The sequence below is a fragment of the Micropruina sp. genome, assembly GCF_047607385.1.
Classification (GTDB): Bacteria; Actinomycetota; Actinomycetes; order Propionibacteriales; family Propionibacteriaceae; genus Micropruina.
Map to the genome: position 1 here is coordinate 1 of NZ_JASGDE010000187.1, position 25,847 is coordinate 25,847.

20 protein-coding genes and 2 riboswitches are annotated in these 25,847 nt (G+C 71.9%); of the genes, 8 read left to right on the forward strand and 12 right to left on the reverse strand.

Annotated elements, in window-relative coordinates:
• Positions 1-881 (reverse strand): cobalamin biosynthesis protein (locus QM582_RS16180; RefSeq protein ID WP_415086108.1); only part of this gene is annotated, 881 nt, incomplete at its 3' end.
• Positions 882-924: 43 nt separating this feature from the next.
• Positions 925-1,052, forward strand: a riboswitch (cobalamin riboswitch).
• A gap of 33 nt (positions 1,053-1,085) precedes the next feature.
• Here QM582_RS16180 and cobI point away from each other — a divergent pair.
• The 7 genes from cobI to metE all read left to right on the forward strand — a co-directional run bounded on the left by cobI (position 1,086) and on the right by metE (position 10,890).
• Entirely contained in the window at positions 1,086-1,853 is a 768-nt protein-coding gene (gene cobI / locus QM582_RS16185) for a precorrin-2 C(20)-methyltransferase (RefSeq protein ID WP_415086110.1), read from the forward strand.
• Positions 1,850-2,707 (forward strand): precorrin-4 C(11)-methyltransferase, encoded by an 858-nt coding sequence (cobM, locus tag QM582_RS16190; RefSeq protein ID WP_415086112.1) that lies wholly within the window; start codon positions 1,850-1,852, stop codon positions 2,705-2,707. The genes cobI and cobM overlap by 4 nt, the downstream gene beginning before the upstream one ends.
• Positions 2,704-5,232: a precorrin-3B C(17)-methyltransferase gene (cobJ, locus tag QM582_RS16195; protein ID WP_415086114.1), complete on the forward strand. Its 2,529-nt coding sequence runs from the start codon at positions 2,704-2,706 to the stop codon at positions 5,230-5,232. The genes cobM and cobJ overlap by 4 nt, the downstream gene beginning before the upstream one ends.
• A complete protein-coding gene (locus QM582_RS16200; RefSeq protein ID WP_415086116.1) occupies positions 5,229-6,494 on the forward strand; it encodes a CbiX/SirB N-terminal domain-containing protein in 1,266 nt (421 codons plus the stop codon). The genes cobJ and QM582_RS16200 overlap by 4 nt, the downstream gene beginning before the upstream one ends.
• A gap of 176 nt (positions 6,495-6,670) precedes the next feature.
• Positions 6,671-7,300 carry a precorrin-8X methylmutase gene (locus QM582_RS16205; protein ID WP_415086118.1) on the forward strand — a complete coding sequence of 210 codons (630 nt, stop codon included), beginning with the start codon at positions 6,671-6,673 and terminating at the stop codon, positions 7,298-7,300.
• A 67-nt stretch (positions 7,301-7,367) separates the two neighbouring features.
• A complete protein-coding gene (cobF, locus tag QM582_RS16210; protein ID WP_415086120.1) occupies positions 7,368-8,135 on the forward strand; it encodes a precorrin-6A synthase (deacetylating) in 768 nt (255 codons plus the stop codon).
• A 172-nt stretch (positions 8,136-8,307) separates the two neighbouring features.
• Positions 8,308-8,497: riboswitch (cobalamin riboswitch) on the forward strand.
• 89 nt (positions 8,498-8,586) lie between these two features.
• Positions 8,587-10,890, forward strand: coding sequence for a 5-methyltetrahydropteroyltriglutamate--homocysteine S-methyltransferase (gene metE / locus QM582_RS16215; protein WP_415086122.1), 2,304 nt, complete (start codon positions 8,587-8,589; stop codon positions 10,888-10,890).
• A gap of 113 nt (positions 10,891-11,003) precedes the next feature.
• Here metE and QM582_RS16220 read toward each other — a convergent pair whose 3' ends face one another.
• The 3 genes from QM582_RS16220 to QM582_RS16230 all read right to left on the reverse strand — a co-directional run bounded on the left by QM582_RS16220 (position 11,004) and on the right by QM582_RS16230 (position 15,285).
• On the reverse strand, positions 11,004-11,297 hold the full coding sequence (locus tag QM582_RS16220) for a DUF2249 domain-containing protein (RefSeq protein WP_415086124.1): 294 nt from the start codon (positions 11,295-11,297) through the stop codon (positions 11,004-11,006).
• A gap of 83 nt (positions 11,298-11,380) precedes the next feature.
• Positions 11,381-14,179, reverse strand: coding sequence for a multicopper oxidase domain-containing protein (locus QM582_RS16225; protein ID WP_415086126.1), 2,799 nt, complete (start codon positions 14,177-14,179; stop codon positions 11,381-11,383).
• The gene (locus QM582_RS16230; protein WP_415086128.1) at positions 14,176-15,285 is read right to left on the reverse strand and encodes a hypothetical protein; all 1,110 of its coding nucleotides are present in this window, start codon (positions 15,283-15,285) and stop codon (positions 14,176-14,178) included. Before QM582_RS16230 ends, QM582_RS16225 begins: the two co-directional genes overlap by 4 nt.
• A gap of 56 nt (positions 15,286-15,341) precedes the next feature.
• On the opposite strand from QM582_RS16230, the gene QM582_RS16235 reads away from it, so the two are divergent.
• A complete protein-coding gene (locus QM582_RS16235; RefSeq protein WP_415086129.1) occupies positions 15,342-16,076 on the forward strand; it encodes a helix-turn-helix transcriptional regulator in 735 nt (244 codons plus the stop codon).
• Here the strand turns inward: QM582_RS16235 and QM582_RS16240 are convergent.
• The 8 genes from QM582_RS16240 to QM582_RS16275 all read right to left on the reverse strand — a co-directional run bounded on the left by QM582_RS16240 (position 15,983) and on the right by QM582_RS16275 (position 25,764).
• Positions 15,983-16,303 (reverse strand): serine dehydratase beta chain, encoded by a 321-nt coding sequence (locus QM582_RS16240; RefSeq protein WP_415086131.1) that lies wholly within the window; start codon positions 16,301-16,303, stop codon positions 15,983-15,985. The two genes, QM582_RS16235 and QM582_RS16240, sit on opposite strands and share 94 nt — an antisense overlap.
• Before the next feature lie 21 nt (positions 16,304-16,324).
• The gene (locus tag QM582_RS16245) at positions 16,325-18,124 is read right to left on the reverse strand and encodes an ABC transporter ATP-binding protein (protein WP_415086133.1); all 1,800 of its coding nucleotides are present in this window, start codon (positions 18,122-18,124) and stop codon (positions 16,325-16,327) included.
• Positions 18,124-19,908, reverse strand: a complete 1,785-nt coding sequence (locus tag QM582_RS16250; RefSeq protein ID WP_415086136.1) for an ABC transporter ATP-binding protein — start codon at positions 19,906-19,908, stop codon at positions 18,124-18,126. The genes QM582_RS16245 and QM582_RS16250 overlap by 1 nt, the downstream gene beginning before the upstream one ends.
• Complete coding sequence (locus QM582_RS16255; RefSeq protein WP_415086138.1) at positions 19,905-20,714, reverse strand: ABC transporter ATP-binding protein; 810 nt, start codon at positions 20,712-20,714, stop codon at positions 19,905-19,907. Before QM582_RS16255 ends, QM582_RS16250 begins: the two co-directional genes overlap by 4 nt.
• Positions 20,711-21,799: a FecCD family ABC transporter permease gene (locus tag QM582_RS16260; protein WP_415086139.1), complete on the reverse strand. Its 1,089-nt coding sequence runs from the start codon at positions 21,797-21,799 to the stop codon at positions 20,711-20,713. Before QM582_RS16260 ends, QM582_RS16255 begins: the two co-directional genes overlap by 4 nt.
• On the reverse strand, positions 21,796-22,842 hold the full coding sequence (locus QM582_RS16265) for a FecCD family ABC transporter permease (protein WP_415086141.1): 1,047 nt from the start codon (positions 22,840-22,842) through the stop codon (positions 21,796-21,798). The genes QM582_RS16260 and QM582_RS16265 overlap by 4 nt, the downstream gene beginning before the upstream one ends.
• Positions 22,842-23,816 carry an ABC transporter substrate-binding protein gene (locus QM582_RS16270; protein WP_415086143.1) on the reverse strand — a complete coding sequence of 325 codons (975 nt, stop codon included), beginning with the start codon at positions 23,814-23,816 and terminating at the stop codon, positions 22,842-22,844. Before QM582_RS16270 ends, QM582_RS16265 begins: the two co-directional genes overlap by 1 nt.
• Before the next feature lie 82 nt (positions 23,817-23,898).
• Positions 23,899-25,764 (reverse strand): SIP domain-containing protein, encoded by a 1,866-nt coding sequence (locus tag QM582_RS16275; RefSeq protein WP_415086144.1) that lies wholly within the window; start codon positions 25,762-25,764, stop codon positions 23,899-23,901.
• Positions 25,765-25,847: the final 83 nt, after the last annotated feature.

Here is a 25,847-nt window from a genome sequence, read left to right on the forward strand (position 1 = left end):
ACCACCTGCGCGAGCCGGACGCCGCGGGCCAGGTCGGCCGGGCCGGGGGTGGCGCCGAAGCCGAGCAGCCCGCGGTCCTCGACCACGCCGCCGTAGCTGTTCCGGCCGCCCAGGGTGACGCCGAGCGCCCCGGCGAACGCGGCCTCCACCACCCCGCCGTTCGGGCTGGGGTGGGCCGGAGCCTGCTCGACGGCGGCCCGGACGGCGTCCGCCGATCGTCCGCCGACCACCGGCGCGGCCAGTGACGCGAGCGCCCCGGCCAGCCGGGCCGGCACCCAGTTCAGCAGGTCGTCGAGGCGGGCCGAGGCCCAGCCGAAGTTGCGGTAGCGGGGGTTGCGGTAGCCGACCATGGCGTCCAGGGTGTTGGCGGCGCGGTAGCCGAGCAGCCCCGGCACCCCCAGCACCGCGCCCCAGAGCAGCGGCGCGACCACGGCGTCCGAGGTGTTCTCGGCCACCGATTCCAGGGTGGCGCGGGCGATGCCGTCGGCGTCCAGGGTGGTCGGGTCGCGGCTGACCAGATGGGTGACCCGGTCGCGGGCGGCGTCCAGGTCGCCAGCGATCAGCGAGTCGGCGATCACCTCGGCCTCCCGGGTCAGCGAGCGGCCGCCGAGCACCGCCCAGGTGGCCGCCGCGGTCAGCAGCACCGTCGCCGCCGGGCTGTTCCGGCAGGTCCGCTGCAGCACCGCGCCGAGACCGACGGCACCGCCAACCAGCACCCCGGCGAACGCCGTCCCACGAGGCTTGTCGTCGCGATACAGCCGTTCTTCGAGGGCCTGCGCGGTCCGTCCGAAACCGGCCACCGGGTGGTAGCGGGCCGGGTCTCCGAACGCCTGGTCGGCCAGCCAGCCGAGCCCCAAACCGAGCGCCACAGCGCCTCTCATCGTCGATTTCACCCGATCTTTCACATCGCCCGCGCGGTGCCGAGGAGTCTGCCAGACTGACGGACGAACGCGGCAATGAGCGGAGGAACCCGGTGCGACTCCGGGACGGTCCCGCCACTGTGACCGGGCGATCCCGGGAGTCAGATACTCGCCATTGCCCGCCGAGCACACCCCATCGGGCGCGGAAACCTGAGGAGGCTCCCCTTGACCGACCCTGCCCCGGCCTGCCCGCCGACGCTGACCGGCGTCGGCGTCGGACCCGGCGACCCCGAACTCATCACCCTCAAGGCGCTGCGGGTGCTGCGGGACGCCGACGTGATCTTGGTGCCGGACACCGACACCGGCACCGACGAGGTGGGACGCGCCGAGCAGGTGGTGCTGACCGCCTGCCCCGAGGCCGCCGGACGTGTCCGCCGGGTGCCGTTCAGCATGGCCCAGCGGCACGGTGTGGGAACCAAGCGGCGGCGCGCCTGGGAGGCGTCCGCCAAGGCCGCCGAGGACGCCTTCGCGGCCGGTGCCGGCAGCGTCGCCTTCGCCACCGTCGGCGACCCCAGCGTGTATTCGACGTTCTCCTACCTGGCCGCCCACGTTCGCGCGGTCGTCCCGGGGCTCCAGGTGCGGGTGGTGCCGGGCATCACCGCGATGCAGGCGCTGGCCGCGGCGTCCGGCGTCCCGTTGGTGGAGGCGCAGGAGAGCCTCACCCTGGTGCCGGTGACCGCCGGGCTGGACAGCCTCGCCGCCGCCCTGGACAGCTCCGACACCGTCGTCGCCTACAAAGGCGGACGCCACCTGAGCGAGGTGCTCGAGCTCGTCCGGCGGCGGCGTCCGGACGACACTGCGGTGCTCGGGGTGAACGTCGGCCTGCCCGGCGAGGAGCTGATCGCCGTCAGCGACGTCACCGCCGACCGGGCGCCCTACTTCTCCACCCTGCTGGTCGCCCCGGCCCGCACCCGAACCGGAGGCCGGCTGTGAGCGCGGCGACCACCGGCGAGGTGGTGTTCGTCGGCGCCGGACCGGGCGCGGCCGACCTGATCACCGTGCGCGGCGCCCGGGTGATCGCCGAGGCCGACATCGTGATCTGGGCGTCCAGCCTGGTCGAGGCCGAGTTGATCGCCGGGGCCCGCCCGGACGCCGAGATCGTCGACTCGGCGTCGCTGCCCCTGGAGGGGGTGGAACCGCTCTACCGGCGGGCCCGCGACGAAGGGCTGCTGGTGGCCCGGGTGCACACCGGCGACCCGTCGATCTACGGCGCCACCGCCGAACAACGGAAGATCTGCGACCGGTTGGGCGTCCCGCACCGCACGATTCCCGGTGTGACGGCGTTCGCGGCCGCAGCTGCCGCGGCCGGCGCCGAGATCACCGTGCCGGAGGTGTCGCAGAGCCTGATCCTGACCCGACTGGAGGGCGGCCGCACCCCGATGCCGGCCCGGGAGACGGTCCGCGGGTTCGCCGCGCACGGCGCCACCATGGCGCTGTACCTGTCCGCGGCCCGGAACAAGGTGCTGCAGGCCGAGCTGTTGGCCGGCGGCTACCTTTCGGAGACGCCGTGCATCGTCGGCTACCGGGTGACCTGGCCGGACGAGTTGATGCTGCGCTGCCGGCTGGACGAGTTGTCCGCCACCATGGCCGAGCACAAGCTGTGGAAGCACACCGTGGTGCTGGTCGGTCCAGCGCTCGCCGCCCAGGGTGAAACCCGTAGCCATCTCTACCATCCGGGCTTCCGGCACGAGTTCCGCGGCGCCGAGGGCACCCCGCCGGTGCCCGCGCCGGACACCATCCACCGCAAGCCGCGCGGCTCCTCGGCCGCGCACCAGGAGCAGCGATGATCACCGTCCACGGATTGCTCGGCGCCCCGAGCCCGGGGCTTCGCACCGCCGCGGCGTCCGCGGATTGGGTGGTGGGCGGACGCCGCCACCTGGACGCCCTGGGCGTCGACGAACCGCGCCGGATCACCCTGGGCGCGCTGCGGCTGGCCGTCGAGAAGCTCAAGGAGCTGCCGGCGGACGCCGAGGTGGTGGTGATCGCCAGCGGCGACCCGCTCTACTTCGGCGTGGTCCGCTCGCTGCGCGCCGCCGGGCTGCGTCCGGCCGTGGTGCCGGCGGTGTCCTCGATCGCCGCCGCCTTCGCCGCGGTCGGTCTGCCCTGGGACGACGCCGCCGTGGTCAGCGTGCACGGACGTCCGCTGCAGCCGGCGATCGACACCGCCCGCCGCTACGGCAAGGTCGCCGTGTTCACCTCGGCCGACAACGGCGTCCGGGAGCTGGCAGCGGGGCTGGCCGACCTGGAACGTTGGTTCGTGCTGGCCGAGCGCCTCGGCGAATCCGACGAGCGGGTCCGGCTGCTCAGCACCGAGGAGGCGCTGACCACCGAACCGCTGGAGCCGAACGTGGTGCTGATCCTGGACCGGCACCCCCACGAACCGGACGCCCCCTGGCCCGGCACCGCCGCCACCCCGGTCACCATCCAGTCCGGTTCCGGGGACGGTTCCGATTCCGCACCCCGGGGACGGTTCTCCACGAACGATTCTCGCACCTCGGGGACGGTTCTCGATGGTCGATTTTCGCCACCTGGGGACGGTTCTCCCGGTCCACTGACAACCGCCGAGAACCGTCCCCATGGACCGGTGACCGGGCAGGTGACGTCCGGGGCGGCCAGCCGGGCCCGGGCCGAGCAGATCGATGCCATCCTGGGCACCCGGACCCGGCGCTACGACCAGGGCGCGGTGGCCGGGCTGCCGCAGGCCTGGGCGGAGTGCGACCTGATCGTCAGCCACCTCGCGCTGGGCGCGACCACCCGGATCGTCGCGCCGCTGCTCAGCTCCAAGCACACCGACCCGGGGCTGGTGGTGGTCGACGAGGCCGGACGCTTCGCCGTCCCGCTGGTCGGCGGTCACGGCGGCGGCGCCAACGCGCTGGCCACCCGGATCGCGGACGGGCTGGGCGGCACCGCGGTGGTCACCACCGCCACCGACTCGCTCGGGCTGCCCGCCCTGGACGCCCTCGGCTGGCCCTGGTCCGGCGACGTCGCCGCGGTCACCCGGGCCATCCTGGACGGCGCCCCGGTCCGGTTGCTGCGGACCCGACCCTGGCCGCTGCCACCGCTCCCGGCGAACGTCGCCGAGGACTCTCCGGAACCGGCCGGACGGATCGTGGTCACCGACGAGCTGGAGCCGGCACCCGAGAGGGGTCTCGACAAGCTCGACCAACCGAACCTGCCGACCGTGGTGTTGCGGCCCCCGTCCCTGGTGGCCGGGATGGGTTGCAACCGGGGGACGTCCGCGGAGCATCTGGAGCAGCTGCTCCGGGTCACCCTCGCCACCGCCGGGCTGGCCGTCGAGTCGCTGACCGCGATCACCAGCGTGGACGCCAAGGCCGACGAGACCGGCCTGATCGAGCTGGCGGCCCGGCTGACGATCCCCTTCGTCACCTTCCCGGCCGATCAACTGGCCGAGCACCCGGTCCCGAATCCCAGCGAGCATGCGCTCACCGCGGTCGGGACGCCGAGCGTCGCCGAGGCGTCCGTGCTGGCCCGAGGTGCCGACCTCGTGGTGCCGAAGCAGCGCACCAGGGAAGCCACCTGCGCCATCGGACGGCTGCCCGCGACCGGGCACCTCGCCGTGGTCGGTCTGGGCCCGGGTGCCCGCGACCTCACCACACCGCGGGCACAGGAGGCGATCCGCAACGCGTCCGTGATCGTCGGCTACAAGCCGTACGTCGACCAGGTCACCGACCTGATCCGGCCGGGCACCGAGGTGCACTCCTCCGGGATGGGCACCGAGGAGGCCCGCACCGCGCTGGCCATCGCCAAGGCCCGCGAGGGACGCAACGTCGCCCTGGTCTGCTCCGGCGATCCGGCGATCTACGCGATGGCGTCCCCCACCCTGGAGCAGGGCACCGAGGGCATCGACGTCGAGATCGTCCCCGGGGTGACCGCCAGCCTGGCGGTGTCGGCGATCCTGGGCGCGCCGCTGGGGCACGACCACGCCACCATCTCGCTGTCCGACCTGCACACCAGCTGGGAGAACATCGAGAAGCGGCTGCGGGCCGCCGCCGAGGCCGATCTGGTCACCGTGCTGTACAACCCACGCAGCCGGACCCGGCTGATGCACCTGCCCCGGGCCCTGGAGATCTTCGCCGAGCACCGTCCACCAACCACCCCGGTGGCGGTCGTCGAAGAGGCCTGCCGGCCCGGGCAGAAGATCAGTTGCGCCACCCTGGCCGATTTCGATCCGGCCTGGGTCAACATGAATTCCCTGGTGGTGATCGGTTCCTCGACCACCCGCTACCTGCCGACCGGACGCGGTGAGACAGTCATGGTGACGCCGCGCGACTACCGATGGATGGACCGATGACCCAATCGCACGTTCCTGCTCCCGCCGATCCCGCCGCCGTCCCGGCCAGCCCGCCGCCGCTGGTGATCGCCGGACACGGCACCCGAGTGAACGCCGGCGCCGAGGCCGCCTTCGCCCTGGTCGAGAAGGTCCGCGGCCTGCTGCCCGGCGTCCGGGTTGAGGCCGGTTTCGTGGAACTCACCCCGCCCACCATCGACCGGGCCCTGGACGCCGTGCTGGAGTCGGCGCCCGCCGCGGTGGTGGTGCCACTGATGATCGGCACCGGCGGGCACGTCCGCGACGACATCCCGGAGGCGATCGAGAGCTCGAAGTCCCGCTACACCGACGCCACCGTTGTCTACACCCGGCACCTGGGCTCGCCGGCGCCGATGATCGCCGCCGTGCACGCCCGGATCGCGGCCGCCCGCGACGAGTGGGCCGCCGACGACACCGACGTGCTGATGGTGGGGCGCGGCTGCAGCGTCACCGAGGCCAACGCCGACCACGTCCGGCTCTCCCGGGTGATCTTCGAGACCGGCGGCTACCACCAGGTGTTGTCGGCGTTCATCCAGGTCGCCCGGCCGTCGGTGCCCGAGATCCTGCACCAGTACTACGCCTCCGGCAGCCGCCGGATCGTGGTGATGCCGCACTTCCTGTTCACCGGACGCCTGGACGAATGGGTGCACGGCCACGTCGAGGCGTTCCGTGCCGCGCATCCGGACGCCGACGTCCGGATCGCCGAGGTGATCGGCCCCTGTGACGAGCTCGCCCAGGTGGTCGCCCAACGGTACAAGGAGGGTGCGCTGCGGGCCCGGACCAGCGCCGGCTCGCCCGCCTACCTGACCGGGCTGCTGCTGCAGGGCCGGAAGGTGGTCGTGGTCGGCGGCGGCTGCGTCGCGCGCCGCCGGGTGCCGAAACTGCTGGACGCCGGCGCCCGCGTCGAGGTGATCGCGCCCGAGCTGCACCGCTCACTGCAGACCCTGGCCGATTCCGGCGCCCTTACCTGGCACGCCCGGGAGTTCACCCCGTCCGACCTGGACGGCGCCTGGTACGCGATGGCGGTCACCGACTCGGCCGAGACCAACGCGGCGGTCGCCCAGGCGGCCGAGCAGCGGCACACCTTCTGCGTCCGCGCCGACAAGGCCGGCGAGGGTTCGGCCTGGACGCCGGCGACCGGTGAGACGTCCGGGGTGACGGTGGCGGCGATCACCAGCCACGACCCGCTGCGGGCCCGCCGGATCAGGAACCGGTTCCTCGAGGTGGTCAACGAGGAGGAGCTGTGACCGACCCGAAGCCTCGATCCACCGATGGGCGTCGTAGCGAGCGGCACCAGATGGGTGCAATGGCAAGCCGGGAACGCGAAGGCGTACCGGGTCGTACGTCGAGCGGTGCCGGCGACGCCAGTGCGCCCAGCTGGGGTCGCGCAGTAGGCGCAGATCGGTGGATCGAGGCTAAGGCGGTGACCTACGAGTACATCACCGACGGCGCGGAGATCTACCGGCGCTCGTTCGGCACCATCCGGGCCGAGGCGAACCTGTCCATCCTGCCGCCGGACGTGGCGCACGTGGCGACCCGGATGATCCACGCCGCGGCACAGACCGACCTGCCCGAGCAGCTGGGGTACAGCCCCGGCGTGGTGACCGCCTGCCGGACGGCGTTGCAGGCCGGGGCGCCGATCCTGTGCGACTCGCAGATGGTGGCCAGCGGGGTGATCCGCTCCCGGCTGCCTGCCCAGAACGAGGTGATCTGTCACCTCGGCGAACCGCGGCTGGCCGAGCTGGCCAAGGAGCTGGGCACCACCAAGACCGCTGCCGCGATCGAGTTGTGGAAGCCGCGGCTGGCCGGTGCCGTGGTGGCGATCGGCAACGCGCCGACCGCACTGTTCCACCTGCTCGAGGTGGTGCGCGACACCGGACTGATGCCGGCCGGCGTGATCGGCATTCCGGTCGGCTTCGTCGGCGCGGCCGAGTCGAAACGGGCGCTGGCCGACAATCCGTTCGGGCTGGAGTACCTGGTGCTGCACGGACGCCGCGGCGGTTCGGCGATCACCTCCGCCGCCCTGAACGCCATCTCCAGCGAGACCGAATGAGCCGGACGCCGCAATGTCCGAGGCCGGCCGCGCCGCGTCCTCTGAGCCCGGCGGCGGGCGGCGTCCGATGAGCCGCGAACTGGTGCTGATCGGCATCGGTGCCGGCGACCCGGACTGGGTGACGCTGGAGGCGGTGCGGGCGATCGACGCCCTCGACGTGCTGTTCGTGGTGCTCAAGGAGGGCGAATACGACGAACTGGTGGACGCCCGCCGCGCCGTCGTCGAACGACACCGGAACCGGCCGCTGCACACCGTCGAACTACGCGACCCGCCCCGGCCCTGGCGCACCGCCCCGGACTACCCGGCCGCGGTGGCCCGCTGGCGGCGGCAACGCCTGGAGCAGTGGAGCGCCGCCGTCGCGTCCGAGCTGGCCGACGGCCGGACCGGCGGCTTCCTGGTCTGGGGCGACCCCAGCCTGTTCGAGAGCACCCTGGCCATCGTCCAGGAACTCCGCCGCGCCGCCGCCGAACCGATCGACCTGCGGGTGATCCCGGGGATCAGCTGCGTCCATGCGTTGACCGCCCGGTTCCAGATCCCGCTCAACCGGCAGGGACGCGCGGTGCAGATCGCCCCGGCCCGGCTGTTCCGCGACGGGCTGCCGGCTGACGTCGACGACGTGGTGGTGATGCTGGACGGCCGGCAGACCTTCGCCTCGATCGACCCCGACGGCATCGACATCTACTGGGCGGCCTATCTGGGCACCCCGGACGAGATCCTGATCTCCGGCCCGCTGGACGAGGTCCGGGAGCAGATTCTGACCGTCCGCGCCGAGGCCGCCGCCCGCAAGGGCTGGATGTTCGACACCTATCTGTTGCGCCGCCGGCGTCCGAACTGACCTATGTCGAGATCGCTCGCCGATGGAGGGAAGTGGCACCTGATGTCGGGTCACGACTCGAAATCCGCGAGCCTTCCCCCCATCGGACGGTGATGTCGAGATCACCCCAACCAGTGATGTCGAGATCGCCCCAACCTCGGGCCGCATGCTGGACGAAGCCGCCTCACGCTTGTGCCCCCGGCGCCGCCGTGGTTCGATCGGGCTGCCGCAGTGATCGGGAACCCGGTGCGAATCCGGGGCTGTCCTCGCAACTGTGAGTGGAGAGCCGACCTCCCATCCATGCCACTGGAGCGATCCGGGAAGGCGGGAGATCGGTGTTCGATCCACGAGCCAGGAGACCGGCTGCGGCGTGTTGATCAGGAACGCTCCACGATGGATGGGGCCGGAAAGGAACGGCAAACATGCCCGCAATCGATTCGTCGACCCCTCCTGCCCTCGGGAGGGCTGACACATGACCACAACCGCGAACCTCGGGTTCCCTCGCATCGGACGCGACCGCGAACTCAAATGGGCCCAGGAGTTGCACTGGCGGGGCGACCTGGACGCCTCCGGCCTCGCCGACGTCGCCGCCGGACTGCGCGCCACCCACTGGCGGCTGCAGCAGGACAAAGGCATCCAGCACATCCCCAGCGGCGACTTCTCCTACTACGACCAGGTGCTGGACACCGCGGTCACCCTGGGCGCCGTCCCGGAGCGCTTCGGCGCCCCGTTCGACATCGCCGCCTCGGACGCCGACGCGCTCGGCAGCTACTTCACCATGGCCCGCGGCGGCAACGGCATCCCGGCCCTGGAACTGACCAAGTGGTTCGACACCAACTACCACTACCTGGTCCCGGAACTGGCCGCTGACCAGGAGTTCCGCTACTCGTCGAAGGCCACTGCCGCGCAGCTGCAGGAGGCGTCCGCGCTCGGCATCGCCACCCGTCCGGTGGTGATCGGACCGCTCACCTTCCTGCGGCTGGCCAAGCGCACCGACGGCGGCGACACCATCGAGCTGCTGGACGCGATCCTGCCCGCCTACGTCGACTGGCTGACCGATCTGGTGGCGTCCGGCGCGACCGAGATCCAGCTGGACGAGCCGGCGCTGGTGCTCGACCTGTCGCCTGCCGAGATCGACGGCTACGGCCGCGCCTATGCCCGGCTGCGGGACGCCGTCCCGACCGCGAAGCTGACCCTGGCCACCTATTTCGGCGGCCTGGGCGACAATCTGGAGCTGGCCGTCGGGCTGCCGGTGGACGTGCTGCACGTCGACCTGGTCCGCGACCCGGGCCAGCTGGACGCCGTGGTGGCCGCGGCGCCGGCGTCCCTGGGCCTGTCGCTGGGCGTGGTGGACGGCCGCAACGTGTGGCGCACCGACCTGACCGCGCTCTACCAGCGGCTGCTGCCGGTGGTAGAGCAGGCCGGGTCGGACCGTATCCAGCTGGCGCCGTCCTGCTCGCTGCTGCACCTGCCGGTCGATCTGGCCTCCGAGACCGGCGGCGACGCCGAGCTGGAGTCCTGGCTGGCCTTCGCCACCCAGCGGCTGGACGAGGTGGCGCTGCTCGCCGGCGCGCTGAACGGGGACGCCGACGCGCTGGCCGGGCTGGCCGAGAGCACCGCGGTGCTGGCCGCCCGGCGCACCTCGCCGCGCGTGCTGCAGCCCGCCGTCCAGGAACGCCTCGCCGCTGTCACCCCGGACTGGTCGCGTCGTCGCGCCGCCTACCCGAAGCGGGCCGCCGCACAGCATGCCCGGCTGGGCCTGCCGCTGCTGCCGACCACCACCATCGGTTCCTTCCCGCAGACCGCGGAGGTGCGCCGGCTGCGGGCCGCGCACCGTCGCGGCGAGCTGGACGCCGAGGCCTATCGGGCCGGGCTGGAGGAGTTCACCGTGGCCTGCATCCGCAAGCAGGAGGAGCTCGGCGTCGACGTGCTGGTGCACGGCGAGTTCGAGCGCACCGACATGGTGGAGCACTTCGGGTTGAAGCTGGACGGCTTCACCACCACCTCGCACGGCTGGGTGCAGAGCTACGGTTCGCGCTGTGTGAAGCCCCCGGTGCTGTTCGGCGACGTGGCCCGTCCCGAGCCGATGACGGTGGACTGGTCCGCGTTCGCCGCGGCACAGACCGACCGTCCGATGAAGGGCATGCTGACCGGACCGATCACGATTCTGCAGTGGTCATTCGTCCGCGACGACCAGCCGGAGTCGGTGACCGCCCGGCAGGTGGCGCTGGCGCTGCGCGACGAGGTGGTCGATCTGGAGGCGGCCGGGTTGCCGATCGTCCAGGTCGACGAGCCGGCGCTGCGCGAGGGCCTGCCGCTGCGCCGCCGGGACTGGGCGGCGTACCTGGACTGGGCGACCGAGGCGTTCCGGCTGTCGGTCAGCGGCGTCCGCAACGACACCCAGATCCACACCCACATGTGCTACGCCGAGTTCGGTGACGTGATGGACGCGATCATCGCCCTGGACGCCGACGTGATCTCGATGGAGGCGTCCCGGTCGGGTGGCGAGGTGGTCGCCGAGCTGGCCGAGGCCGGCTACCCCAACGAGGTCGGCCCGGGCGTGTGGGACATCCACTCACCGCGGGTGCCGAGCGCCGACGAGGTGGACGCCCTATTCGAGACGGCGCTGGCCGTGCTGCCCGCCGAGCGGCTCTGGGTGAACCCGGACTGCGGACTGAAGACCCGCGGCTGGCCCGAGGTCGAGGCGTCCCTGGCCGAACTGGTCGCCGCGGCGGCCCGGGCCCGCGGCCGCCTGGTCGCCCAGGTCCAGCCGTAGCCGGACGCCAGAAGGCCCTCCCTAACTATCTACAGCCTCCCGTATGCGGGAGGGCCCAGGTAGTTAGGGAGGGCCCTGTCGGCTCCCCCCGGTGCCTGGTCAGCGGAAGCGCGTCAGACGGTGACGGACTCCGGCTTGCGGGTGATCCGCAGCTGCCACTCGCCGGGCTCCTCGACCAGGTACTGGACGGTGATCGGCGCCCGCTCGGCGAGCTGGCCGAGCAGCGGCAGCGGGTTGTGCGGCGCGACCAGCACCAGCGCCTGCCCGGGCGCGATGGCGTCGAAGGCGCCGAACACGGCGGCGTGCCGGATGGCGTGCGGCACCGGACGGACGTCGAACACCGGCGCCTCCGCGTCGTGTCCGCCGCATCCGCAGCCGCCGGCGGTCTTGATCTCGATATCGGTCATGGGATTCCTCCTTGTGGTGGTGGTTCTGGGTTTCGACAAGCTGAGTTTCGACAAGCTCAACCAGCGATGGGGTTTCGACGAGCTCAACCGCCGGTGACGTGCACGAAGCCGTGGGCGCCGCGTTCGGCGTCCGACATGATGTGGCTGACCAGCGCATAGTTGCCGGCCTCGGGGAAGACGGTTTCGACGAAGCCGCCCTGTGCCGGCTGTAGTCCGAGCGCCTGGGCACCCCCGGAACGCCCGCCGAAGGCGTCCCGGCCGCGTTTCAGCAGGTAGCTCCCCTCGCTGAACACCGTGTCGAACTGGGTGCCGACGATGTGGAAGCTGCTGGCCCGGTTGGGTCCGACGTCCAGCACCCAGAACCGGACCCGCTCCCCCACTCGCGCCGCCAGCCGGTGTTGGTCGTAGCCGTTGGCGACGCCGTTGAACATCACGTAGTCGGGGTTGCGCGAACCGACCGCGTCGGCGTCCACCTCGGTAGCGGTCTCGGCCATCAACGCCCGGTCGGCCAGGTACGCCTCGGACTGCACCAGCACGTACGAGCGGTCGACCCGCGGCAGCCCGTCCGGTTCGATCACCACCGCGCCCGCCATTCCGGCGGCGATGTGCGCGCTCATCGGGTGCGTCGAGCAGTGGTACATCCACACCCCGGCCTTGGTCGCGGTGAACCGGTAAACCAGCCGTTCACCAGGCTCGATGGTGCGCATCGGACGGTCCGGCGCCAGCGCACCGGCGTGGAAGTCGATCGAATGCCCCATCGAGCCGTCGTTGACCAGGGTGATCTCGAACACGTCGCCGACCCGGCCGTGCAGCGTCGGACCGATCGGACGTCCGTTGTAGGTCCAGCGCCGCTGCCACACGCCCGGCGCGACCTGCAACGGCACCTCCTGCACCGTGAGGGTGAGCTTGTGCACCCGCTCGGACGTCAGCGGCGGCAGCACCGGGTCGACGATCTGGTCGGACGCGAGGCTTGCGCTGGGCGCCGGGTTCGGGTGCCCCTCGTGCCCCGTCCCGGACGTCGTCGCCGACGGCTGCGCGGTCGCCTGCGGTGCGCCCTCGACGATGACGTCGAAGACCATGCCCATTTGCCGGTGTCCGGCCACCGTGCAGTAGCCCTGGATGCTGGCGCCGACCACGCCGACGTCCAGTTCGGCGCGCTTGCCCGGACCGATCCGGGCGCTGCGGGCGGCGCCGACGGTGACGTCGTGGGTGGTCGTGTCGGTGTTGACCAGGTCGAGCACCAGGGTGTCGCCGGCCCGCACGGTGACGCTGGACGGCGTGAACTTCATGTCGCCCATGGCGACCTCGACCCGCACCACCTTGCCGGTGGGCTGGACCGCGACGGCCGGGGACGGGGCGGCACCGACGGCTCCGGCGGCGGTCGGATCGACGCCGACACCCACCACGACCGCGGTGGCCAGGGCGGTCAGTCCGGCGATCAGCTGGCCCGCGGTGAAGATGCTGGGCCGCTCCGGCTCCGGACGTCCCCGCTCCGGATGTCCCGGGCCGGCCGCACCGACGGGCGGCCGGCCCGGGCGGGCCTGTGGGGTGGGCACGTTGGTGGCGCCGGGGCCTTCGGGCTCACCGGCGAGGGTTGCCGTGGGAGCGGCGAGGGGTGCGGACGGCGTCCGTTCGGCTCCGGACGCGGCAGCCGCGGCCAGTTCGCGACGGGCGGCGATGCTGGCCTTCAGCCCGAGGATCATCAGCGGCAGGAAGGCGGTGGCGGCGCCGAGCGCGAGCAGCGAGCCGGTCACCTTCACCCAGCTCGGGGTGGGCAGCAGCCACAACGCCACCCCGCCGTTGATCGCGATCAGCCGGAACGCCCCGGCCCGGTTGAACCAGCGCTGCCCGGCCCTCACGACGCTGGGTCCGCCACCCAGCACGGACGGCAGCAGGTAGGACAGCGCGCCCGACAGCACCTGGACGGCGAACCCGGCACCCAGCACCGCGGCCGGCCAGATGAAGCCTTCGCGGACCGCTGTCCAGTCCGGCGCGGTGGCCAGCAGAGCGCCGGCCCAGCCCAGCCCGATCACCAGCCAGACCAGGGCGGCGCCGACCGAGGCGGACGCGAACTCGCGCGGCGGACGGGTCCGGGCCGGACGCCACAAGCCGCGTCCCCACAGTCCGAGCGCGACAAGGTACAGACCCACCCCAGCCGCAGCCAGCCAGCCCAGACCGGCCAGCGCTCCCCCAACGGACACCGCGATGGCGGCGCCGAACACCGGCAGGGCCTGCTGCGTCCAGCGCTCGGCGACGTCGTCCATCCGGGTGCGCAGCATGGTCGGCCACAGGGTGAGCAGCGTGCCGGTCAAGGTCAGGCCGACCCAGCCCAGCACGTTCGCCAGGGCATGCGCGACCAGCAGCCGGCCGTGCCAGGGATCCTCCCAGCCCAGCGCCAGCAGCACCCCGAACACGATGCCGACAAGCAGCGATGCGGCAGCTCCCAGGTAGTAGCGGACGGTCACCCGGAACCGGGCCGGCAAGGCTCGGCGCAGCATGCCCCAGAGCACCAGTCCGTGCCAGCCGACCGCGACGGCGACCAGAGTGCCGCCACCGAGAGTCAGCGGCCACCAGGTGGTCGGGACGCCGATCAGCACCGCGGCCGCACCGGCGGTGAGCAGTCCGAGGCGCCGGTTGTGCCGGACGGCTTCGGCCTCGGACGCCGGTGAGCGCAGCAGGGTCTGGGCGAAGTGGAAGCTCCACACCACGATGGCGTGGGTGAGGGCGCCGAGCAGCACCAGGTGCAGCATCAGCCAGTTGGCGTCCGGCAGCCAGCGGTGCGCGACGGCGATCACCACGGCCGCGGCCAGCCAGCCGATCAGCGGCAGGTCGCGCAGTCGTGAGCGCCGGCGTCCGACCGGGCGTCCGGTGGCACCGCTCATCGCCGCACCACCAGGGTGATCGCGGTGACCAGGAAGACCAGCAGGGCCAGCACGGTGACCACCCCACCGGCCTGCCAGCCGGCGTCCCAGCCGCCCAGGGCACCGGAGAAGCGCAGCGCCAGGCCGGCGTGCAGCAGCCCGAGCGGCAGCCACAGCACCGGACGGTAGGGCAGGTCGCACCCCAGCACCGCGGGCAGGATGACCGGGGCGTGCGCCATCACCATCGACAGCGCGAAGCCGAGGAACACCCCGTGCACCACCACGTCGTAGCTGCCCCGGTCGGTGGTCAGGCCCGACCAGGCCAGCACCGCCCCGGCGAGGGCCAGGTTCAGGTAGCCGGCCAGCAGCGCCGCGGCCAGGTAGCGGCGCTGCCCGATCAACCGCAGTTGGCGCCGGACCACGTCGTGCACCAGCAGCCAGCCGGCCACCGCCAGCAGCGCGACGCCGACGAGGCGTCCGCCGACCGCGGGCATGGTCAGCGCGGCCAGGGTCGCCACGGTGAGGGCGGCGGCCAGGCCGAGCAGTTCGACGTCCGCGCGGGGACCCATGGTCAGCTGCGCCAGTTCGGCACGCTCGGCGGCGATGGTGAGCACCACGAAACCGGCCAACCAGGGCAGCGCGACGGTGACGTCGACGAGGGTGGCGACCACGGCACCGCCCAGCGCCAGCACCGCCGACAGCACCTGCACCGCGACCAGCGCCCGTGGCGCGCGGCGCCACAAGGCCAGATAGACGGCGACGAAGAGCACGCCGGCCTCGATCAGCAGTAGTTGTCCGAGCAGCATCGGCGCCGGTGTGAGGAGCGCGAGTCCGCCGGCACCGTAGAGGGCGGGGGCCAGATAGGCCCAGGATCGCCCGAGCGACTGCGCCCGTTCCAGCGAGATCAGCGTGCCGAGGAAGCCGAGCACCATGACCAGCCCGTGCACGTCGCCGGCCCGGTCGGACGCCACCGGCGCCCACACCTCGAGCCGGATCAGTCCGGCGTTCAGGCCGCTGATCAGGCAGGCGCCGCCCAGCGCGATCAGCAACAGTCGTCCGCGGGTGGCGCGCCGGCGTCCGGACGCGGTGTCGGCGGCGGACGGGCGGGGCAGGACGGTCGGGGACACGGCTCCTCGTCTTTTCTCCATGTTTATATGTAAAAACTATCACTAGGATGCGGGGCATGAGCACATCGGCGCCGACGGCGGCCGGCGGAGGCCTCGCCGAGCCTGGCGAGGGTGGATCCGCGGCCGTCCGCGCCGAGCCTCGACGCGGCACGCCGGGGTCGGGGACGCCTGCGTCCGTCCCGCTGGGTCCGCAGCCGGCCCGCACCGACCGTCCGACGGACGCGGCGTTACGGGTGCTGCGCAGCCTGGCGGCGACCGAGGAGCCGCGCACCATCGCCGACCTGACCGGCCAGCTGGGCGGCCACCCCAATAGCCTCCGGATGCACCTGGAACACCTGGTCAGCGACGGTTTCGCGATCGAGGAACCGGGTCCGGCGAGCGGCCGTGGACGTCCACCCCGGGCCTATCGGGCCACCGTCGCCGGACGCCAGGTGGCCGGCCAGGACGACGGCTGGGACGGCGGGCCGGCCCTGGTCGCCGCGGTGGCGGAACAGCTGGCCGGCGGCCACGAACCTGCCTCGGCGGCTCGGGAGTTGGGCCGGCGCTGGGGACGCCGGCTCAAGCACGCCGACGCCGACCTGGTCACCACCCTGGCCGCCCAAGGATTCGCCCCCCGAGTCACCGAGGACGGCATCGAACTGCTCACCTGCCCCCTGCTGGACACCGCCCGGCAACTCCCCGACGTGGTCTGCAGCATTCACCAGGGCCTGATCGACGAGCTATCGGACCAGCCACTGCAGCTCGCCCCGTTCGCCCGTCCCGGTGCTTGCGTGGTGCGCCCCGCTGACTGACCGCAGCCCTTCCAACGCCCGATAGCTCGACCGCCGCCGCGGTTCCCGAAAATCCCCAAGTCGATTCCGAATTGGCGGGCGACACGCCGGTGTCGAGCAATCGACTCGGGAGTTTTCGGGTTCGGGGCCGTGTGCGACGACGATGGGCCGATCCCGATGGTGAACATGTCCAGGACGCTGAGAACAATCAGACCCGACCGCGCGAGAGCATCCGTCCGGTCGGACATCGGATGGCGGCGTCTTCGGGTTCAGTCGACCTCCCGGACGCCTCGTCCGGCCTGCCACGCGGCCCACAGCCCGGCGTACCCTCCCCCGGCCGCAATCAGTTCGCTGTGCGTTCCCGTCTCGGTGATCCGGCCGTGCTCCATCACCACGATCCGGTCGCAGGCGGCGGCCTGGGAGAGTCGGTGGGCGATCACCAGCCCGGTCCGTCCACGTAGCGCCGCCTCGGCTGCCCGATCCAGCAGGCTGGACTGCGTCGAACCCGCCTCGGCGGTGGCTTCGTCGAAGATCGCCAGCTCGGGATCGAACAGCAGCAGCCGGGCCAGGGCGATCTGCTGGGCCTGGGCGTCGGTGAGCTGGTGCCCGCCGGAGCCGACCCGGGTGTCCAGCCCGTCGGGCACCAGGTCGAGGATCGCGGCGGCCCCCGTCGCTTCGAGTGCCTGACGGATCTCTTGGTCGCTCGCCGCGGGCGCGGACAGCGTGAGGTTCTCCCGCAGGGTTCCGGCGAAGACGTGCACCTCCTGGGTGATCACCGCGGTCCGGTCGGGACGGCTGACGGTGCCGGTCTCGGGTGGGTGGATGCCGGCGATCACGGCCGCCAGGGTGGTCTTGCCCGCGCCGGACGCACCGACCACGGCCAGCTGCCGGCCGGCCGGGATGTCGAGGTCGATGTCGTCCAGCACCCGTGGTCCCCCGTCGTAACGGAACGACACCTCGCGCAGCCGGACGGACCCGTCCCCGGTCGTCCGGGGTTCGGGGGCCCCCGGCTCGGACGTCCTCGGCTCGGACGTCCCCGGTTCTGACGACTCGGCGTCCGGGATCGCGGTCACACCGACGATCCGGTTGAGGGACGCGGCCGCCGACTGCACCACGTCGATGACCAACAGCAGCTGGTTGATCGGCTCGAGCAGCCGCAGCACCAGCAGCATCGCCGCGGTCGCCGCGCCGATCGTCGAGGAGCCGGCCCGGATCAGCAGGAAGCCGGTGACCAGCACGGTCGCCAGCGACAGACATTCGGCGCAGTTGAGCCGCGCGTTGAACATGCTCTGCACGGTCCGAGCCCGAGCCGCCTGGATCGCCACCCCCCAGGACGCCCGCAGCACGCTGTGGTGGCGTTGTTCGGCGAGCCCGAAGCCGATCACGGTGGCGTAGCCGCGCTGAGATTCGACGATCTGCTGGGCGCGGGCGCTCATCGCCGCCCGTTCCGCTCGATACACCTGGGGTCCGGTCCGCAGATACCAGCGCATCCCGACGACATAGATGGGCAGGGTCACCACGAAGGCCGCCGCATAGGGCCAGTCCAGCGCCACCAGGCCGGCCAGCGAGACGATGATGGTGAAGACCGTGGTGGTGACCGCGCCGATCACCGCGGGGGCGGCGTCGGCCACGGTGGTCACGTCATCGCTGCTCCGCGAGATCAGGTCCCCGGTCCCCGAACGCTCCACCCGATGCTGCGGGAGCGTCATGGCCCGACCCACCAGCCGTTCCCGCAGCGCGGCGAGGATGGTGTGGTAGGTCCGGGTGGCCAGCACGATGGTGACCGCGCTGCCGACCGCCCCGACGACGGCCGCAGCCACCATCACCGCCGTGACGGTCAGCACGACGCCGAGGTCGGCGGTGCCCGCCTGCACCCGGTCGACGAGGTGCCCGGTGACCAACGGAAAGGTCAGGCCGAAGCCGGCGCCGCCGACCCCCAGCACCCCGATCGCGGCGAGCCTGGCCCGGTGACCGCGACTGATTCGCCACAGTTCGCGCCCCGTCTCCCGTCCGGACGCGATCGGCAGCCCGGGTTCGGCCGCCGTGTTCGTGCCTGCCGCCGCGCTCATCACGCCACCGTCCGCTCGGACGCGTCGCCAGCGGCCTCAGAGGTCGCGGAGTTCAGGTCGATCACCCGGTCGCAGCAGCTGAGCAGGGCCGGCGACGACCCGATCAGCAGGACCGACCGGCCCGAGCGGACCTCGCGCAACCGTTCGGCGATGACCTGTTCGGTGACCGAGTCCACCGCCGTGGTGGGGTCGTGCAGCACCAGGATCGGGGTGTCGGTGGCGAGCGCCCGGGCCAGCGCGACGCGCTGCCGCTGGCCGCCGGAGAGCCGGTTGCCGTCCTCGCCGACCAGGGCGTCCAGGTCGGTGACGAAGTCGTCACAGGCCGCCGCCCACACCGCCGCGTCCAGCCGGTCGGCCACATCGGACGGGCTGGACGGGCTGGTCAGGTTCGAGCGGATGGTGCCGCTGAACAACGTCATCCGGTGCGGCGAGACGGTCACCCGGGCGTGGTACTCGGCCGGCGCCAGCCGCTCGACGGGATGCCCGTCGAGCCGGATCTCGACCCCGGGGGGTCGCTGGGCGTGCGGGTCCAGCAGCGCTGCGGCGACCAGTGCCGCGGTGCGGTCGTCGGCCCGCAGCCCGACCAGTTCGCCGGGCGCCACCCGATGCGGCACTCCGGACACACCGACGTCCAGCACGCCGGCGTCCGGTGACCGCTCGGACCCGTCCGCCCCCGTACCGCCCGACCAGGCCGGCGCGTCGGCTCCGGAGCCCACCGGGCAGGCGTTGCCGAGGGCCTCGAGGATGCGCGCCGCCGAGGCCTGGGAAGTGGCGATGTTGGGGATCGAGGCGCCGACGATGCCCTGGATCTGCGGCAGCAGCGCCTGGGTCAGCCCGACGGTGGCGATCAGCCCGCCGATGCTCAGCTGTCCGTCGACCGCGAACCAGCCCGCCAGCCCGGTCACGGCGGCGACGAAGACACCGTTGACCACCCCCGAGGCGACCAGGAAACGGCCCAGCACGGCGGCGTTCCGTTTCGCGCCGACCAGGGTCTGCTGACTCGCCTGCCGGTACCGGCGGGTGGCTTCGGCTTCGGCGCGGATGCCCTTGATCACCCGATAGCCGGCGACCAGGTCGCTGGCTCGGCCCACCGTCGCGGCGAGCAGATCCTGGTATTCGCGGGTGCTGCGGGACAGCCGCCGGGAGAGCATCCCCATCAACCACACCACCAGCGGCGCGCCGACCAGCACCAGCACGCCGAGCAGCCAGTGCACGACCAGCAGCGAGACCGCGATGAACACGATCGACACGATCCGCGAGATCGACATGGTCAGCAGCAGGACGGCGTTGCTCACCCGAGCCACGTCGTTGGTCATCATCGACACCACCCCGCCGTCCGGGGGCCGGACCGTCGTGTGCCGGGGGTGCAGCACCCGGCTGGACAGGGTGGCCCGGAGCCGGTGCTGCAACAACTGCAGCGCGGTCACGTTGAGCCGGCCGGTGAACCTGGCCGCCATCGTCAAGGCGATGTACACCACCACCAGGACGCCGATCCAGAGCAGCAGCTGGCTCGCGTCGCCGGCGGCCAGGGCACGGTCGATCGCCAGCCCCATCACGACCGGGACCGCAGACTCGCCGACCTGCCAGGTGATCGCCAGCAGCATGGCCGGGACGGTGATCCGCGGGATCGAGAAGATCACCCGGACGACGAACCGGCCGGGGGTGTCGGACGCCCGGCTTTCGAAAGGACGGACGTTGGGCGGTTCCGGTGCGGCCTGGCCCAGCACCGGCAGCCACCGGGTCAGTGGGCCTCGGTTGAAGCCGGTCGGGTCGACCCGGCTCACGATCGTTCTCGGCTTCGTTCCCGGCCCAGCGGCACCACCGACGGCGTTCCCGCCACCGGATCGGGCACCACCAGGCAGCGCAACCCGAAGACCTCTTCGACCAGTTCCGCGGTGACGATCTGAGACGGGCTGCCCTCGGCGACGATGTCGCCGTCCTTCATGGCGACCAGGTGAGTGCCGTAGCGCGCCGCGTGGTTCAGGTCGTGCAGCACCGCGACCAGGGTGTGGCCGACGTGATTGAGATCGGTGAACAGCTCCAGCAGTTCGATCTGGTGGGTGATGTCGAGGAAGGTGGTCGGCTCGTCCAGCAGCAGGATGTCGGTGTGCTGGGCCAGGGCCATCGCGACCCAGACCCGCTGCCGCTGCCCGCCGGACAGCTCGTCCACCAGGCGTCCGGACAGGCTGGTGGTGTTGGTGGCCTCCATCGCCTGGACCACGGCCTGCTCGTCGTCCGTCGTCCACTGCCGGACCAACCCCTGGTAGGGGTAGCGGCCCCGGGCTACCAGGTCGGCCACCGTGATGCCGTCCGGGGCGATCGCCGTCTGCGGCAGCAGCCCGACCCGCCGGGCCACCTCTTTGGTCCGGTACGACGCGATGTCGTTGCCGTCCAGGATCACCCGTCCGGCCGACGGCTTGAGCAGCCGCGACAGCCCGCGCAGCAGCGTCGACTTGCCGCACGCGTTCGGGCCGACGATCACCGTGAAGGACTCGTCCGGGATGGTCACCGACAGGTTGTCGGAGACGATCCGCTTGTCGTAGCCGATGCTGGCGGACTCCACCCGGAGTCGCGCGGTGAGGGTGGTCATAGCCGTCTCCTGGCTTCGAGGAACAACAGGTAGCCCAGGTAGCAGCCGCCGATGATCAGGGTGATGATCCCGACCGGGAGCGGGGTCGATACCAGGTGCTGGGCGAAGTAGTCCGCCGCCGCGCACAGCACCGCGCCCACGCACGCGGAGGGGACCAGGGTGATCCCGGCGGTGCGGGTGAGGCGGCGCGCGATCTGCGGCGCGACCAGCGAGACGAACGCGATCGGCCCGGACGCCGCGGTCACGGTGGCGGTCAACGCGACGCCGACGATGATCAGGACGAACCGGGCTGGCCCGACCCGGACGCCCTGCGATGCCGCCGCGTCGTCGCCCAGCTCGAGTTGGCGCATCGGCCGGCTGAACCCGGCCGCCACCGTCGCCAGCACGGCGATGCACACACCGCCGACGACGACCTGCACCCAGGACGTCCCGTTCAGCGAGCCGGCGCCCCAGGCGGCCGCGGCCAGCGCGTCCTCCCGGTTGGCCTTCAGCATCAGCCAGGTGTTCACCGAGGCCAGCATCGCCGACAGCCCGATGCCGACGATGATCAGGCGGAAGCCCTGGACGCCCTGCCGATAGGCGAGCAGATAGACGATCACGGCCGTGCCCATCCCGCCCAGCAGCGCCCCGCCGACCAGCTGCGGGTAGTTGCCGTCGATGACCAGGATCACGATCAGGGCACCGGTGTGGGAGCCCTGCGAGAACCCGATGATTCCCGGGTCGGCGAGCGGGTTGCGCATCAGCGACTGGAAGATCGCACCACTCAGCCCGAGCGCGGCACCGAACAGCAGCGCCGCGGTCACCCGAGGCAGCCGCCACTCGACCACGATCTGGCGCACCAGCTTGGACTCGCCGCCGGTCAGCGCGGCAGCGACCTGGTCGAAACCGAGCTGGTAGGAACCGGTGGCCAACGCCGCCAGCACCAGGGCGATCATCAGGACGGCGAGCACACCGCAGACCAGCACGCTGCGCAGATCCACCCGGAGCCCGAACCGGTGCCGGCGCATCACCAGCACGCGACGTCCGAAGTCGATCGGCTGCCCGTGCCGCGCGGTGCGTTCCGGCGTCGCTGTCTCCAGGGTCATAGTCCGCTCGCCTTCTTGCGCCGCACCAGGCCGATCAGCACCGGGGCACCGACGAAGGCGGTGACGATGCCGACGGGGATCTCGCCGGGCGCTATCACGACTCGGCCGAGGATGTCGGAGGCCAGCAGCAGGCTGGGTGCCAGCACGATGCTGTAGGCGAAGATCCAGCCCTGATGCGGGCCGACGAACCAGCGGGCGACGTGAGGGACCATCAGGCCGACGAAGCCGATCGGACCGGCGATGGCGGTGGCGCCTCCGGCCAGCAAGGTGATGGCGGCGACGGTCAGCACCCGGGACAGCCCCAGGCGGACGCCCTGCGCGGCCGCGACGTCGTCGCCGAGCGCCATCGCGTTGAGGGACGCGGTCACGCTCAACGCCAGCAGCAGGGCCACCACCAGCAGCGGAAGCACCGGCCAGATCAGCTCCAGCGGGCGCCCCATGATGCTGCCGGCACTCCAGCCGCGCATCTGATCGAAGGCCTCCGGATTGGTCAGGGTCAGCGCCGAGCTCGCGCCGGTCAGCACGGCGCTGACGCAGACCCCGGCCAGCACCATCAGCACCGGCGACTGTCCGCGGCGGGTCGATCCGAGCGCGAGCACCATGACCGTCACGACCAGCGCCCCGGCGTAGGCGAACCACATGTAGCCGCTGATGTCGCGGACTCCGAGCACGCCCACCGCGACCGTGACCGCGAACGAGGAACCGGCACCGACGCCGAGGATTCCGGTGTCGGCCAGCGGATTGCGGGTCAGCGCCTGGATCAACGCACCCGACACACCCAGTGCGGCGCCGACGACCAGGCCGACGATCGTGCGGGGCAGCCGGAAGTCGCGGATGGCGAACTGGTCGAAGCCGTCCGAGGCGTTGACCAGGGCGTCCCACACCGCCGCCGGGGACATGGTCGTCCCGCCGACGGTGACGCTCAGCACCAGCAGGACGAGCAGCGCCGCCACCGCCGCCAACAGGCCGAGCATTCTCCGGCTGGGTTCGGGCGCGGTGGCCGCGCCCGAACCTGGGGTGCCGGTGATCGTGGTGGTGGTCACTACTTCTTCGGCAGTGTCGCCAGTGCCTGGTCGAGCCCCTCCAGGTACTTCGCCATGAAGCCGTAGGAGCGACCCCACGGGCAGTACACCGGCTTCGCGTGGCCCGCCTTCACCGCCGGAAGCAGCTTCCAGGCGTTGGTGTCGAGCAGCGGCTGGATGCCGGCGGTCGGCTGGCCGTCGCTGCGGGCGTTGTACAGGATCAGGTCGTACTTGGCGAGCTTGCCGATCTGCTCGAAAGACATCGGGGCGCTGGCCTCGAAGTTGACGATGCCCTCCTCCTTGACCGCCTCGGCACACAGCGACTGGTTGATCGCGAACTGCCCCGCTTCCGCCCCGGCGAACCGGTAGGTCTCGACGATCTTCGCGGTCTTGAGGACGTCGGCGTAGTTCTGCTTGATGCTGGTGGTGAGCTGCTGGTACTTCACCTTCTGCTGGTTCAGCGTGTCGAGCAGGTTGCCGGCACCGGCGAAGGCTTCGACGCGGAACTTCCAGTCGCTCTCCTGATTCAGGAACACCACCGGCGCGATCGCTTTCAACTCGTCGCCGATCTTGCCGTACTGGGAGTCGCCGGTCTGAATGACGATGACGTCCGGCTTGAGCGACGCGACCTTCTCCAGATCGATCTCGCCGCTGCTGGTGGCGACGTTCGTGGCCGCCTTGTAGGCGGCCTGCTGCTCGGCGGGGAGGTCGGCGAGGGTTCCTTCGTCGACCTCGGTGATGCCGACCGGCTTGCCGCCCATGTCCAGGTAGGCCAGGGCGGCGTTCACCAGCGCGACGACCCGTTGCGGGTTGGCGGGGACGGTCACGGTGCCGTCGTTGGTCTCGACCTGGCGGGTCTGGCTCGCCGGTGCGCTGGCGCTGGGGCTGGCCGAAGGCGCCGCCGCGGGAGCACTGCACGCGGCGAGGCCGAAGGCGGTGACGAGCAGACCGGTGGCCACGGCTGTGGCGCGTCGCTTGACGGTGGGGAGGGGCATGACGGGGTCTTCTTTCTCTCGGTTCGGGAAGGGAGGGACGAGTGGGGACGGGCAGTAGCCGGGCAGGGCCAGCCCGACGGGGCTAGCTGGGCAGCGGGCGCACCAGCTCGTGGACTTCGGTGCCCCAGCCGACGGTGTGCGTCGTGCTGCGGTCCAGGCCGGCGTTGCCGAACACGGCGACGAGTTCGTCCGGCGTCCGGAGCCCGGAGCCGTGCACCGCGAGGCCGAGCAGGTCCGCCTCACCGTGGTGTTCGTCCAGGTCGTCGAGGTCGAAGGTCTCCTCCACGTAGAGCACCCGTCCACCGGGAAGCAGGTTCTCCGCCGCCCGGCGCAGGGCATGGGCGGCGTCGGCGTCCGGCAGGCTCTTGAACGACCGGACGATCAGGACGGCGTCTGCCGCCGGGCTCGGTTCGAAGACGGACTGTTCGGCCACCGTGACCCGAGCGCGCTGCTGCTCGTCGGGGATGGTGTCGGGCAGGTCGCGACGCAGCCAGTCGGCTTGGGCGGGCAGCGCGCAGATGGTGATGGTCAGGTCGGGGTGGTCGGCGAGGAAGTCCCGGGCCTGCGCACCCGCTCCGGCGGAGTGGATAACCAGGTGCTTGACGCCGGCCAGCAGCTCGGATTGGGCGATCGGCACCGCCAGCGCGGACTGGAATCCCGCTACCCGCTCGAGGTAGCGGTCCTCGTAGTCCTGCTCGGCACGGACGTCGGCGAAGGTCCGTCCGGTCACCGAGGCGTAGGCGGCTCTGCCGGTGCGGATCGACTCGGTGAGCCCGAAGATGCCGAGCATCTCGCGGCCGGACACCCCGTCGGGGTGCAGGTAGTCCACCGTCGGCTCGTTGGTCAGCACCTCGCCGATCGCTGCCAGTCGGTAGTGGCCGGGCTCGGGTTGGGTCAGCAGGTCGAGGGCCTGCAGGTAGCGCAGCAGCTTGCCCAACGCTCGTTCGTCGGTCTTGGTCCTGGCGGCGAGCTCGGCGACGCTGGTCACTCCGCGGGAGATCAGCTCCGCCACGTCCAGTTCGACGGCGGTGCGGATCGCGATCGGCGCGATCAACTCGGTCAGATCGTGCAGCTTCTCGAAGGGCGTCTTTGACTTGGCGGGATCGGGCATCGCGGCGTCCTCTTCCGAGGCCACCACCTCACCGCGGCGCCAGTACCCGGTGAAGTCGATGTCTTCCTTGGGGATCTGGCGTTCCTCGACCAGGTACCGTCGCAGGTCGCGCACCGTGCTGCGCTCGCCGGCGACCCAGGCGAAGACCTGCCCCGGCAGTGATCCCGCTTCCCGCATCGCGTCGCACAGCAGGCTGGTGGTGCCGGCCTCGGCCCCGTGCCGGACCAGCCAGGTGACCTGAACACCCGGCAGCTGGCGCAGCTCCATCCGGTGCTCCATCTCGGCGACTTCGATGAACACCAGAGCGCGCGCATCTTCGGCAAGCTCGTCGAGCAGCCGGGCGATCGCGGGCAGCGCGGTGTCGTCCCCGGCGACCAGCAGCCAGTCCGCGGCCGACGGGAAGCTCTTGGACGTGCTCGGGCCGATGAAGTGGATCCGGTCCCCCGGCTGGGCGCGGTAGGCCCAGGTGGTGCCCACGCCGACGCCGTGTTTGACGAAGTCGACGTCCAGTTCGCCGGTGGCGGCGTCCCAGCGCCGCACCGTGTACACCCGGGACAGTGGGCCCGGGTCGCGCGGGATGTCGAGGCCCTTCTCCTTCTGCACCGGCAACACCGGGGCCGTCTGACCCGGGTAGCAGAACACCAACCGGATGTCGTCGTCGAAACCGGGCGAGTCGAAGGCGGGCTGCGGGAACCCGTTGTCGGAGGTGAAGGCGCCCAACTGGTCGCCGACCAGGGTCACTCGCCGCATCCCGGACGTCAGATCGACGACCCTGGACACCTGCACCTCCCGCAGGGTCAGTGGGTGCACCGTGAGCCGGCGTGAGGTTTTCGGCATGCTGAAGCTCAGCCCTTCCGATCGCATGGTGGATAAGCAGGCCGCACGCCACCTCGGCGAGAGGGCCGCTGCTAAGGTTAGGC

What these genes read in the sequence shown, in the direction of transcription:
- QM582_RS16275 (WP_415086144.1), bottom strand. Translation starts at nt 25,764, where the DNA reads ATGCCGAAAACCTCACGCCGGCTCACGGTGCACCCACTGACCCTGCGG.
- QM582_RS16220 (WP_415086124.1), bottom strand. Translation starts at nt 11,297, where the DNA reads ATGACCGATATCGAGATCAAGACCGCCGGCGGCTGCGGATGCGGCGGA.
- QM582_RS16200 (WP_415086116.1), top strand. Translation starts at nt 5,229, where the DNA reads ATGACCCAATCGCACGTTCCTGCTCCCGCCGATCCCGCCGCCGTCCCG.
- QM582_RS16240 (WP_415086131.1), bottom strand. Translation starts at nt 16,303, where the DNA reads ATGTCCGACCGGACGGATGCTCTCGCGCGGTCGGGTCTGATTGTTCTC.
- QM582_RS16235 (WP_415086129.1), top strand. Translation starts at nt 15,342, where the DNA reads ATGAGCACATCGGCGCCGACGGCGGCCGGCGGAGGCCTCGCCGAGCCT.
- QM582_RS16255 (WP_415086138.1), bottom strand. Translation starts at nt 20,714, where the DNA reads ATGACCACCCTCACCGCGCGACTCCGGGTGGAGTCCGCCAGCATCGGC.
- QM582_RS16245 (WP_415086133.1), bottom strand. Translation starts at nt 18,124, where the DNA reads ATGAGCGCGGCGGCAGGCACGAACACGGCGGCCGAACCCGGGCTGCCG.
- QM582_RS16270 (WP_415086143.1), bottom strand. Translation starts at nt 23,816, where the DNA reads ATGCCCCTCCCCACCGTCAAGCGACGCGCCACAGCCGTGGCCACCGGT.
- QM582_RS16225 (WP_415086126.1), bottom strand. Translation starts at nt 14,179, where the DNA reads ATGAGCGGTGCCACCGGACGCCCGGTCGGACGCCGGCGCTCACGACTG.
- metE (WP_415086122.1), top strand. Translation starts at nt 8,587, where the DNA reads ATGACCACAACCGCGAACCTCGGGTTCCCTCGCATCGGACGCGACCGC.
- QM582_RS16260 (WP_415086139.1), bottom strand. Translation starts at nt 21,799, where the DNA reads ATGACCCTGGAGACAGCGACGCCGGAACGCACCGCGCGGCACGGGCAG.
- cobF (WP_415086120.1), top strand. Translation starts at nt 7,368, where the DNA reads ATGAGCCGCGAACTGGTGCTGATCGGCATCGGTGCCGGCGACCCGGAC.
- cobJ (WP_415086114.1), top strand. Translation starts at nt 2,704, where the DNA reads ATGATCACCGTCCACGGATTGCTCGGCGCCCCGAGCCCGGGGCTTCGC.